At 43.1% G+C, this 13,086-nt stretch carries 10 protein-coding genes; all 10 read right to left on the minus strand.

Translation table 11 applies throughout. The features are described from left to right. Positions 1–41: 41 nt before the first annotated feature. Positions 42–1,382, minus strand: a complete 1,341-nt coding sequence (locus LRA01S_RS02765; protein ID WP_061774118.1) for a DEAD/DEAH box helicase — start codon at positions 1,380–1,382, stop codon at positions 42–44. Positions 1,383–1,490: 108 nt separating this feature from the next. Then, positions 1,491–5,033, minus strand: a complete 3,543-nt coding sequence (gene nifJ / locus LRA01S_RS02770) for a pyruvate:ferredoxin (flavodoxin) oxidoreductase (protein WP_061774119.1) — start codon at positions 5,031–5,033, stop codon at positions 1,491–1,493. A gap of 71 nt (positions 5,034–5,104) precedes the next feature. Continuing rightward, a complete protein-coding gene (locus tag LRA01S_RS02775; protein ID WP_061774120.1) occupies positions 5,105–5,545 on the minus strand; it encodes a flavodoxin in 441 nt (146 codons plus the stop codon). 51 nt (positions 5,546–5,596) lie between these two features. Further along, the gene (locus tag LRA01S_RS02780) at positions 5,597–6,154 is read right to left on the minus strand and encodes an ECF transporter S component (protein WP_144259872.1); all 558 of its coding nucleotides are present in this window, start codon (positions 6,152–6,154) and stop codon (positions 5,597–5,599) included. A 296-nt stretch (positions 6,155–6,450) separates the two neighbouring features. Further along, positions 6,451–6,585 (minus strand): hypothetical protein, encoded by a 135-nt coding sequence (locus LRA01S_RS11260; protein ID WP_255211712.1) that lies wholly within the window; start codon positions 6,583–6,585, stop codon positions 6,451–6,453. 43 nt (positions 6,586–6,628) lie between these two features. Beyond that, on the minus strand, positions 6,629–8,371 hold the full coding sequence (locus LRA01S_RS02785; protein ID WP_061774122.1) for an NADH-dependent [FeFe] hydrogenase, group A6: 1,743 nt from the start codon (positions 8,369–8,371) through the stop codon (positions 6,629–6,631). 14 nt (positions 8,372–8,385) lie between these two features. Further along, a complete protein-coding gene (locus LRA01S_RS02790; RefSeq protein WP_282956195.1) occupies positions 8,386–10,260 on the minus strand; it encodes an NADH-ubiquinone oxidoreductase-F iron-sulfur binding region domain-containing protein in 1,875 nt (624 codons plus the stop codon). A gap of 51 nt (positions 10,261–10,311) precedes the next feature. Then, positions 10,312–10,818 (minus strand): NADH-quinone oxidoreductase subunit NuoE family protein, encoded by a 507-nt coding sequence (locus LRA01S_RS02795; protein ID WP_239519128.1) that lies wholly within the window; start codon positions 10,816–10,818, stop codon positions 10,312–10,314. Positions 10,819–11,112: 294 nt separating this feature from the next. Continuing rightward, on the minus strand, positions 11,113–11,703 hold the full coding sequence (leuD, locus tag LRA01S_RS02800; protein WP_061774124.1) for a 3-isopropylmalate dehydratase small subunit: 591 nt from the start codon (positions 11,701–11,703) through the stop codon (positions 11,113–11,115). After that, positions 11,703–13,076, minus strand: coding sequence for a 3-isopropylmalate dehydratase large subunit (gene leuC, locus LRA01S_RS02805; protein WP_061774125.1), 1,374 nt, complete (start codon positions 13,074–13,076; stop codon positions 11,703–11,705). Before leuC ends, leuD begins: the two co-directional genes overlap by 1 nt. Between the last annotated feature and the right edge of the window lie 10 nt (positions 13,077–13,086).

Below are 13,086 nucleotides of genomic sequence, written 5' to 3' on the forward strand. Positions count from 1 at the left end.
AACGCCTATCCCATGATTGGACAGTCGTCTTAAATTCTTGATTAGAAGGATTGACGCTTAGATTTACGTTCCGCACGACCTTGCGCACGACCTTCAATCCGTTTCTTGGCTTTCTTCTGTTTATCAATTTCCCAACCGATTTTTTTCTTGTAGGCGGGTTTAATTTTTTTCTTTTTCTTCTTCACAAGCCCGATCATCGTAATATCAAGAGCTTCTTTAGATTTCTCACGTTTTTCACGACGATCTCGATCGTAAGAATCTGTAATCTCACCATTTTTGATGACTTTTGGTGTGAATTTAATGCCTGTCTTTTCAAGTTCATGAATCGACGCATCATCAGATGGTTGGTAGAGCGTAATCGCTGTCCCTGTCATGCCATTACGACCAGTCCGGCCAACACGATGGACGAAGAATTCCAAATCACGGGGAATACCGTCATTGATGATGTGACTAACACCTTCAATATCAATCCCACGCGCCGCCAAATCTGTTGCGACAACATATTGGTAGTCGAGATTTTGAACGGCCTTCATGATCCGCTTGCGCTCACGCGGTGGCACGCCACCATGAATCTTCGCGACTTTAAAACCATTGTTGGCTAAAAAGCTGTGGATTTCATCGGCTCTATCCTTGGTATTGGCAAAAATCATAGCCAAGTAAGGATTCAGCGTTTGAAGCACTTCCAAAATCGCACTGTTATTCCCGCGACCCTTGGTCGAAATCAACCAGTTGTCAATGGTATCGCTAATGACGGTTTTCGTCGCAATTTTCTCCATAACAGGGTTGTTGAGATATTTCTTGAGGAAAGGTTGGAGTTTTTGCGGAATAGTAGCTGAGAAGACGAGCATCTGCACTTTTTTATCAAAGGTGCCTGCGATTTGGTCCACTTCATTTAAGAAGCCCATGTCCAACGTCATATCTGCTTCATCGATTACGAAAATATTGGCCGTATATGTTTTCAATGCTTGCGCATTGATCAAATCTAAGATACGACCCGGTGTTCCGATGACGATGTGGGGTTGATTACCGGATAACTTTTCAATCTGGCGTTTTTTATCTGTGCCACCGACAAAGTTTGAGATACGAATGCTATCGTCAAACTTAGTAAATTCTTGCGCAGCGTTGTAAATTTGCGTTGCAAGTTCACGTGATGGTGCTGTAATGACGGCTTGTACACCATTAACAGCTGTATCTAATTTTTGGAAAATCGGTAGTAAAAAGGTATGGGTTTTACCAGAACCTGTTTTAGATTCGCCGACGATATCACGCCCATCAAGCGCGATAGGAATCAGCTTTTCTTGGACTGGTGTCGCCGTTTTAAAGCGGATGCTTTCTAAAGTGTCGTTAATGAATGGTTTAAAATTAAAATCTGTGAATTGCATATTTTTCTCGTTTTTCTAGTAGTCGTTCTTCTATTATACCACAAAAAAATCGCCAAATTCGGCGATTTTCGATTATGAGTAACCAGAATGGTTACTAACCACTAGTCTTTATTCTTTTACTTTTTTATAAGCCGCTAGGCGGTTATAATTTTCACTACGTTCTGTCATCACGTCAACTGTGTGCTGTAACATGTCTTGAACTTCCTGTTCGTCCTTCTTCACGCTGCGTAGGGCAGAGAAGCGCGTTTGGTTTTCAAGGAAGGCTGACATTTTACTAAAGTCGGCTTTTTTGTAGTCGATCCGCATCGGGTCTTTGCCTCTAGCAGCAAGGCGTGGATCGTAGCGGTAGAGTTGCCAGTAGCCAGACTCAACAGCGTCTTTTGATTCTTGAATGGTTTGACCCATGCCACCGCGCAAGCCGTGGCTGATACATGGTGTGTAGCCGATGATCAAAGATGGTCCAGGATAGTTTTCTGCTTCCTGAATGGCTTTGATCGCTTGCATTGGATTCGCTTCAATGGCAATTTGTGCGACATAGACATCGTTGTAAGAAATGGCCATCATGCCCAGATCTTTTTTCTTAGTCTTCTTACCACCGGCCGCAAATTTCGCGATCGCTGATGTTGGTGTCGCTTTAGACATTTGACCGCCTGTATTGGCATAGACTTCGTTATCCATAACAAAGATGTTAACATCTTCATCAGTTGCAAGGAGATGATCAATCCCTGCAAAGCCAATGTCATAAGCCCAACCATCACCACCGATGATCCATTGGCTTGGTTTCACGAGCATGTCTTCATCAGCCAGAATCGCTTGCAAGTCTTCGTTGGTTTCACCTTGAAGGGCTGCAGCAAGTTTAGTCGCACGTTGACGGCTACCCTCACCTTCGTCTTTATTAGCTAACCAGTCTGCTAACAAGGCTTTCGTTTCGTCAGAACCTAGGTCTGCCGCAAGTGCAGCGCTCACTTTGTTAGATAAGCGATCCCGCTTCATTTGGTTGGCAAGATGCATGCCCAAACCGTATTCCGCGTTATCCTCAAAGAGGGAGTTACTCCAAGCTGGCCCTTGACCTGCGTCATTAGTCGTATAAGGTGCCGCTGGTGAAGAACCGCCCCAAATAGACGAGCAACCTGTGGTATTAGCGATCATCATGCGATCCCCATAAAGTTGTGTCAAGAGTTTAACATAAGGTGTTTCACCACAACCACTACAAGCCCCTGAGAACTCAAGAAGCGGTTTCTCAAACTGAGACCCCTTAACTGAGTATTTCTTGACAGGATTGACTTTTTGACTCAAAGTCATGGCGAAAGCCCAGTTGATGGCTTCTTCTTTTTGTGTATCATAAGGTTTCAAGGCCAAGGCTTTTTCTTTGGCAGGACACACTTCAACACATAGACCACAGCCGGTACAATCCTCAAGTGACACTTGAATCCGGTATTGTAAGCCATCTGCGCCACGCATTTCACGTGTGATGAAGCCTTCTGGCGCATCTTTTAGCTCTTCGTCATCAGCCAAGAAAGGACGGATAGCAGCATGCGGACAGATAAAGGCACATTCGTTACACATGGTACATTTATCAATCGACCATTCTGGCACTTCTAGAGCGATGCCACGTTTTTCATAGGCAGTCGTTCCCATTGGCATGAAGCCACCCAACATACCGTTATCAATCAGGTCGCCAACTGATAAGTCATTACCTTCTTGACGGTTGATAGGTTCCAAGATATTAGTGACGTAGCTTGGTTTCCCAGTCGTGTCGCATTTTTCTTCTGGCACTTCTAGTGTTGCCCATTCAGCCGGCACTTCAATGTGCGTCAGGGCTTCAAATGTAGCATCAATGGCTTGCCAGTTAATCTCAACAATTTTCATTGATTTCTTGCCATAAGCGCCCTTGATTTCATCACGCATCAGTGGTAAGAAAGTCTCTCTATCCATGATGTTAGAAAGCTCAAAGAAGGCTGCTGACATGACCGTATTGATCCGACCTTGTAGGCCTAGTCTTTGCGCAATGCCTGCAGCATTGATCGTATAGAACTTGATGTTGTGCTCTGCCATATAGCGTTTCAAACGTTTTGGCAAATGTTGTTTTACTTTTTCTTCATCCCAAACGGTATTAAGAAGGAAAGTACCACCATCTTTGAGGCCTTTGATCAAATCATACTTATGGAGATAGGCACTGTTATGACAGCCGATAAAGTCGCTTCTATTGACATTATAAGTCGATAGAATTGGCTCTTGGCCAAAGCGGATATGAGACATGGTCAAGCCACCTGATTTTTTAGAATCATAGGCAAAGTAGGCTTGTGCATAGTAATCCGTGTGATTCCCAATGATCTTAATGGCTTGTTTGTTGGCACCAACGGTACCATCTGACCCAAGTCCCCAGAATTTGGCTTGGAAAGTGCTATCTGGTGTTAAGTCAAGGACTTCTCCCAGTGGCAATGACAAGTTTGCCCCATCATCCACGATACCAACCGTGAAACGACCTTTCATTTGATCATTTGGCAATAACATGTGGTCGTAAACCGCCACAATCTGGTCTGGCGTAATGTCTTTTGAGGCAATACCATAACGACCACCAATAACAATCGGACGATTTTCATGACGGTAGAGAACACTTTGCACATCTAGCAAGTGTGGTTCACCATCTGAACCTGGTTCTTTAGTCCGGTCCAAAACAGCAACTGTTTTCACAGTTTTCGGTAACTTATCAAGCAAGTTTTCAGCAGGGAATGGGCGATAGAGGTGGATATTGATATGCCCAACCTTGCGACCTTGCTTGTTCAAGTATTCAACAGTTTGTTGGATGGCTGGTGAAACTGAACCCATTGAAATAATGACTTCTGTCGCTTCTGGATCACCATAATAATCCGTCAAATCATAAGATGTGCCACGCAGGTCATTGATTTGTTGCATGTATTTTTGGACGATGGCGGGCATGCGATCGTAGAATTGATTGACTGTTTCGCGTTGTTGGAAATAGATATCTGGATTTTGTGCTGTTCCTGAGATAGTTGGATGATTTGGATTCATCCCTTGCGCGCGGAATTCTTCTAAAGCATCCCAGTCTACCATGGCTTTCAAATCATCATAATCTAAAACTTCAATCTTTTGTAACTCATGACTAGTTCTAAACCCATCAAAGAAATTCATGAAAGGCAACTTGCCTTCGATACTTGCCAAATGCGCCACAGCTGACAAATCCATGACTTCTTGAACACTGGCTTCAGCCAGCATACAGAAACCTGTTTGGCGCGCAGCCATGACATCACTATGGTCACCGAAAATACTCAAGGCATTCGTTGTCACAGCACGTGCTGCCACATGGAAGACACTCGGTAACAGTTCACCTGCAATTTTGAACATGTTAGGAATCATCAAAAGCAGTCCTTGACTCGCCGTGTAGGTCGATGTCAAAGCACCTGTCTTCAGTGAGCCATGAACAGTCCCTGCTGCACCACCCTCACTCTGCATCTCAACAACACGAACGGTTTCTCCAAAAATATTTTTTTGGCCTTGTTCAGCCCATTCATCCACGTATTCCGCCATTGTTGAACTTGGCGTAATAGGATAGATTGCGGCAACTTCTGTAAACGCATACGAAACATATGCTGCAGCAGCGTTCCCATCCATTGTTTTGGTTTTTTTCATTATACTTTCACCTCTTTTGAGCGTCTAACTGTTCCTTCAAAACTAATACGCTCAACCATTCCAATCATCGTTTATAGCAAGGCAGCAACAAAAGCTTTTAAGGTGTCAATATCGTCACCTTCAGCAGCATTTTCGATTTCCACTGTGTCTGCACCTTTGGTTGCACCAGTTGCTTCAAAAGCTGCCTCAAAATCAACGGCTGCTTGACAGAAAGCATCTGGATAGAGTTCACTATCACCGCTACCTACAACACCGTATACTTTTCCTGCTAAGTCAATGTCAGGAAGCGCTTCATAGAATTCTTGCAAGTTAAATGGTACTTCCCCATCACCATCTGTGTAGGTTGCAACCACACAAACATCGGCGTCTTCAAAGACATCTTCATCTACATCATCATCCGCATCAATAACTTCTACGTCAGCGTCTAATGCTTGGAATTCTTCTTCTAAAATTTCTGCAATGCCTTCAGTGTTTCCTGTTGTGCTTGAAAATACGATTTTTACAGCTGTCATATGTTTTACGACCTTTCTTTTTCTTTCAAATGATAAGTTTAAGTTTTGTGTTTAATTTTTTTCTATTGATTGGATAGCTTTTGCCAAACGCGGTAGAATTAGCATGGCAATCACACCGCCAATCACTGCTGTGATCAACTGTGGCATGCCAAATTGTGCCAGTAAAGCTACTTTGATTGGTGGTTTTTTAGCAACAAGGCCTTTCAGCACGACCGGTAAGATATACCAAGCTACTGCCAAATAGAGAAAGGCAAATTTGGCAAGCGACGAGACGACTGTCGCCACAATATAGCTAATCAGTGATTTTGACTCCTTGACATGTCTCACAATGAGCCACCACAAGATGACAAAAACAAGATTACCAAGTGCTACGACAGGTGCTAGAACTGGCATTGCCAAATGTCCTGTTACGACTGCTAATAGTGGTGTGAAAATACTGATCAAGATACCCGCCGGTAGACCAATCAAAAGTGTCGCCACAACTAAAATTAAGTTGACGATTGACCCTTTGATCAAGATATACTGGGGACCTACCATTAAATACTCGATAACGACAATCAGAGCTAATAAAACTGCTGTTTGGGTAAGCGATAAGGCTTTTTTACTCATAAATGTTTGATAGCTCACGTGTCGTGGAAACTACCAATCACCTCCTTCATTAAGATGTTGAGGCGACTGCACTGAGCCTATGAAAAATAGGAAAAGGCGTAAGCGAACAGCGTTCGTGCGGACTTTTATCTATTTTCCTAGGCTCAAGGAGCCGAAACTCAATTGGCTAAGATGCTGAGGCGACTGCTTTGGTGTGTAGAAAATTAGGAAAAGACGTAAGTGAACAAAGTTCGTGCGGACTTTTATCTATTTTCCTAGCACCAAGGAGCCGAAACTCATTTGATATAGTTATGTGATTAAACGCTAATATCTGCTTGCACAGATGGTTTGCTTAAAATTCTTGACTGTATAGCTGTGCTTAATTCTTGCAGTTCTACTTTTGTCAATTCTCCGCTTTTGATTAGCGACAAGGCTTGTTCAAAATCTGACATGATGTCCTCCTATATATAAGTGATCATTGCTAACGCACTGACGTTATTTCTCTACTGGATTTTTAAAGCTCGTGTGCAAGATATGATGGGCTTTATGACTACCTGGCGCTTCAAGAAATTCTTGATAGATGTGTTGGAGCACTGGATTTTCATGTGAGCGTCGCAAACCTTTACCACGATCCTCTGCATAGAGTGCTTGTGCGCGCTTAGATCTCAAATCAACGAAGTTACGAACAGAACCAGGTTGTACAGGTTGTCCGCCACCATTGACACAACCACCAGGACAGGCCATGATTTCAACAAAGTGATAGAAGGCTTCACCTTTTTCGATTTGTTCAATCAAGCGTTTCGCATTATTGATACCAGATGCTACTGCGACTTTAACGGTTTGACCACTCATCTCGTAAGTGGCTTCTTTGATCCCTTGTGTGCCACGGACTTCTACAAAGTCAACGGCTTCAAGCGCATGACCTGCTAAGGTTTCACTAGCTGTCCGCAAGGCTGCTTCCATCACGCCACCTGTGGCGCCAAAGATATAACCTGCTCCTGTCGCATCGCCTAATGGTTGGTCGAATGCTTCGTCTGGGAGGTCATTAAAGCGCAGTCCAATTTTGTCGATCATGCGTGCCAACTCACGTGTTGTCAAGGCAACGTCCACATCTGTGAAACCTGCTGCTGCTTGATTTTCACGGGTGACTTCGAATTTCTTCGCGGTACATGGCATGATGCCTACAACGAAAATATCTTTGGGGTCGATATTATTTTTTTGTGCGTACCAAGTTTTAATCAGGGCACCAAACATTTGTTGCGGTGATTTACAGCTTGACAGGTTTGGAATGAGCTCTGGATGGTAGGCTTCACAGTATTTGACCCAGCCTGGCGAGCAAGAGGTGAACATCGGGAACGGTCCGTTATTTTCGACACGCTGCAAGAATTCTGTTGCTTCTTCCATGATGGTAAAGTCAGCCGCGACGTTGGTATCAAAGACTCTGTCAAAACCAATACGACGTAGGGCTGCAACCATTTTACCTTCAACATTTGTGCCAACTGGTAAGCCGAAGGCTTCACCTAAGGTCACGCGCACACTCGGTGCAGTTTGCACGACGACGTGTTTGGTTGGATCTTGTAAAGCTTCCCAGACTTCTTGGGTCTGATCTTTTTCTGCAATTGCGCCCGTTGGACACACCACGATACATTGGCCACAAGAGATACAATCAACATCACCCAAGTCTTGTTCGTAGGCACTGCCGATGTGTGTATTGAACCCACGGTCGTTAGCACCGATGACGCCAACTGCTTGTACTTTTTTACAAACAGAGACACAACGGCGACACAAAATACATTTATTATTGTTGCGATACATATGAACTGAGCTATCATCAAACTCGTATTCACAGTTGTCACCATTGTAAATGTCTTCATCATCAACGTTGAACTCTTTACAAAGCTTTTGAAGTTCACAGTTGCCATTGCGGATATACGATAGACACTTACGTTCATGTGTTGATAAGATGAGCTCCAGATTTGTTTTTCTTGATTTGAAAACACGATCAGAGTTGGTCTTTATCGACATGCACTCAGCAATCGGGTAAACACATGAAGTTACAAGGTTATTCACCCCTTCAACTTCTGTCAGACAAATACGACAGGCACCGATTTCATTGATTTCTTTCAAAAAACAAAGTGTTGGAATATCAATATTATTCAGGCGCGCGGCCTCAAGAATCGTTGACCCTTCTGGCGCCGTGTAAGTTCTGCCATTGATTTTAATTGTTACTTCTTTCACTGACACACCTCCTTCTAGACAATGTTAATCGCATCAAAGCGACACGTGTCATAACAAACGCCACATTTAATACAGATTTCTTGGTCAATCTCATGCACTTTTTTGATTTCACCATTAATCGCCGCTACTGGACAATTTCTAGCACAAGCCGTACAGTCCGTACATTTATCAGGGATAATCTCATAGCGAATAAGATTCTTACAAACGCCTGCTGGACATCGTTTGTCCACAACGTGTGCGACATACTCGTCACGGAAATAGCGGAGCGTTGATAGTACTGGATTCGGAGCGGTTTGTCCTAAACCACACAAGGAATTACCTTTGATGTGGTCGCAAAGCTCTTCCATTTTATCCAAATCTTCAAGTGTCGCTTTGCCCATCGTAATCTTGTCAAGAATTTCAAGTAGCCGTTTGGTACCGATACGACAAGGGACACACTTGCCACAACTTTCCTCAACTGTAAATTCAAGGAAGAATTTGGCGATGTCAACCATACAGTTGCCTTCATCCATGACAATCAAACCACCTGAGCCCATCATCGAGCCGATTTCGATTAGATTATCATAGTCAATTGGGATGTCATAGTGTTCAATCGGAATACAACCGCCTGAAGGACCACCTGTTTGGGCTGCCTTAAATTGTTTACCATCTGGAATCCCACCGCCGATATCCTCAACGATTTCTCTTAGGGTTGTGCCTAATGGAATTTCCACCAAGCCTGTATTTTCAATCTTGCCACCAAGCGCGAAGACTTTTGTACCTTTAGATTTTTCAGTTCCCATGCTCGCGAACCACTCTGGGCCTTCGAGGATGATTTTCGGTACATTGGCGTAGGTTTCAACATTGTTGACAATCGTTGGTTGGCCAAACAAGCCTTTTACCGCTGGAAACGGTGGTTTTGGTCTAGGCTCGCCGCGACGTCCCTCGATACTTTCAAGCAGGGCTGTTTCTTCACCACAGACAAAGGCACCAGCGCCTAAACGTAAGTCAATGTCGAAATCAAAGCCAGTGCCAAAGATATCTTTGCCAAGCAGGCCTAAAGCACGAGCCTGCTCAATCGCAATCTCTAAACGCTCAACTGCTGTTGGATATTCTGCACGGACATAGATATAGCCTTGATTAGCACCAATCGTATAGCCTGCAATGGCCATGGCTTCAAGAACGGCATGTGGATTACCTTCCAAGACTGAGCGGTCCATAAAGGCACCTGGGTCACCTTCATCGGCATTACAAATGACATATTTTTGATCTGAGACACTTGCCTTTGCAAATGACCATTTGCGAAAGGTTGGAAAACCACCGCCACCACGACCACGCAAACCAGATGTTTCTAAAATCTTAATCACATCATCTGCCGAATAGTCGTTCACAACTTTTGCCAAGGCTTGATAGCCATCAAAGGCGATATAATCAGAAATTTTTTCTGGATCGATGCGGCCACAATTATCAAGCGCAACCCGCTTTTGCTTGTGGTAAAACGGTGTATCCATAAGCTTGTTCACAACCTCTTTTGTTTTATGGTCATGATACAAGAGTTTTTCAACATATTCACCCTTTATCAAATGCTGACTGACAATTTTTTTCGCATCTTTTGGTTTTACTTGATGGTAGAAAACGCCATCTGGGTAGACAATAACAATCGGCCCTTGTGCACAAAGACCGAAACAGCCTGTCCGAACCACATTAACCTTGTCTGTCATGTCATTTTTAGCCAACTCTTCTTTTATTGATGCAACAAAATCATCACTTTTTGAAGAAAGGCAACCAGTTCCAGCACACACCATAATTTCAAAATCAAAAGGGTGTTCACCTGTTTCTTCCATACGCATGGCAACAGATTGCCGATTGACATTTCGCAAGTCAGATAATTGCTTCCAATTTTTGATCAACTTCACTCACTCCTTTCTGCGATTTCACACTGTGAAATCTTGAAACATGACCTACGCTTCTTTTTGATAAGTCGCAAGTACCTTTTCACTTTTCTTTTTGTTCAATCGGCCATAGACTTCTTCATTGACCTTCAAGACGGGCGCTAAGCCGCAAGCACCGATACAACGACAAGATTCTAAAGTAAACTTTTTATCCTCCGTCGTTTCACCCGATTTGATTTTTAAGATATCGGACAAATCATCCAATATATCTCCAGCACCTTTGACGTAGCAAGCCGTCCCCATACAAATACTAATCGTGTATTCTCCTTTTGGTACAAAAGAGAATTGAGAATAGAATGTTGCGGTACTATAGAGTTCTTCTAATGGAACATCTAAAGCCTTTGCCATTCGTTCTAACGGTTCTTTTGGTAGATAGCCATAAATCCTTTGCGTTTCCTGCAATAAGGGCATCTGTGCCCCTCGTTGATTTGCTAAACGTGATAGCGCCACTTCGAATTCTTCTTTTTGACTTTCTGTTTCTACAAAATCAGCTTGAACAACCTTTTTTTCAATCACTACCGTCGCTCCCTTCATCAATTAATCTCATGTATCACTCACCTTCTACAAATTAAAAAGATAGGCAAACGCTTACATATTTTTGTTATACGTTAATTATATCACTTTTTTGCCACTTTTCTATTATAAAAAATGTTTTTATTTTAAAAAATAATATCCTAGATTACCTTAACAGCAGGTTTTGTCGAACATGTTTTACATTTTAAGTTCATGTTACTGTGTGTTTTTTATTAAAAATATTTCAAAAAAATAACAAAAAACTCTCTATCAATAGACAGAGAGTTTTAGTCCAAATTATTGCCAATAAGCGGGTCTTTGTTTTTCGTAGGCTGTGATTAAATCTTCATATTGTAACGTGATACCGATGTCATCAAGTCCATTGACAAGTTTTCGTTTCCATTCGGCATCAATTTCAAATGTAAAGTCACCTTTTGAAGTTTTGATGACTTGATGAGGCAAATCAATTTCAATCGTTTCATCTGGCGATAATGCTGCCAGAATTTCACGCGTTTCTAAAGGTTGCACGATGGGCAGAATGCCATTTTTCAGCTCATTATTATAATGAATATCTGAAAACGACCCTGCAATCACTGCACGGAAACCATAATCCTTAATCGCCCAAGCTGCGTGTTCACGAGATGAACCTGAGCCAAAGTTATCGCCTGAAATTAAAATCGTTGCTTGACGATACTCTGGATGATTGAGGATAAAGTCAGGATTTTCCGCTTCACCATCGCTTAGATAGCGCCACTCAAAAAACATATTTTTCCCAAAACCTGTTTTATCTGTTGCCTTCAAAAACTGTTTGGGAATGATTTGGTCGGTATCAATATTATCATTCATCAGTGGCACGGTTGTGCCTTTATAGACTGTAAATTTTTCCATTAGGCAAGCACCTCCCGTGCATCTACAAATTTGCCATTGATGGCAGCTAGAGCTGCCATGACTGGACTACAAAGGTGTGTCCGCGCGCCATGGCCTTGACGTCCCTCAAAGTTACGGTTTGACGTTGACGCACAATGAACGCCTTCTGGCACATGGTCAGGGTTCATCCCCAGACACATCGAACAACCAGGCTCACGCCATTCAAAGCCAGCATCCGTAAAGATTTTATCCAGACCAAGTGCTTCTGCTGCTTTTTTAACTGGTCGACTTCCTGGTACGACGATGGCTGTTAGTTTGTCAGAAATTTTGTGGCCTTTAACGATCTCAGCAGCCAATTGTAAGTCGCTGAGACGGGCATTGGTACAAGATCCGATAAAGACATAACCTAGGTCAATGTCGCTCGGCTTGCCACCCGGTGTTAAATCCATATATTGATAAGCACGCTCATCATTGAAGTCTTTGATTTCTGGGAAGCTTTCCGTAAACTCAATACCCATTTCAGGGTTGGTACCCCAAGTCACCATCGGTGCAAGTTTCGAAACATCAATGGTAATGACTTTATCATATACAGCATCCGCATCAGATGGTAAAGTCTGCCAGTCTGCAATAGCAGCTGCCATATCTTTCGGCGCAAATTCACGACCGTTAACATAATCATAGGTTTTTTGGTCTGGATTCATGAGCCCAATTTTTGAGCCAAATTCAATGGCCATGTTACAAATGGTCATCCGTTCTTCCATCTCAAGTGCAGCGATGGCTTCACCAGTAAATTCAACCGCATAACCAACACCTGCATCTACACCGTACTTGGCAATCAGCGCAAGGATGAAATCTTTGGAATAAACACCTTTGGCAGGTTTGCCGATAAACTCTACTTTCATGAGTTTTGGTTTCACTTGCCATAAGGTTTGCGTTGCAAAAACGTGTTCAACTTCACTCGTCCCAATCCCAAAAGCAATGGCACCAAATGCGCCATTTGTTGCCGTGTGAGAGTCGCCACAAACGATAATCTTACCTGGCTGCGCATTGCCTGTTTCTGGTCCCACCATGTGCACAATTCCTTGACGGTCTGATCCATGGGTCGCCGCATCAATGCCAAATTCTTGAACATTTCGTGCTAGTGTATCAATCTGATTTTTAGAAATCAAATCTGAGATATTGAAGATGTCGACAGTCGGTACATTATGGTCAGTTGTACCGAAAGTTAAATCCGGTCGACGAACTTTTCGCCCAGCCTCGCGTAAACCTTGAAAGGCTTGCGGACTTGTTACTTCATGAATCATATGAAAATCTACATAAAGGAGTTGCGGCTCGCCAACCTCACCCGTAATCACGTGGCGATCCCACAGTTTATCAAATATTGTTTGTCCCATAAAATACTTC

The sequence above is a fragment of the Pseudolactococcus raffinolactis NBRC 100932 genome, assembly GCF_001591765.1.
In the GTDB taxonomy this organism is placed as follows: domain Bacteria; phylum Bacillota; class Bacilli; order Lactobacillales; family Streptococcaceae; genus Pseudolactococcus; species Pseudolactococcus raffinolactis.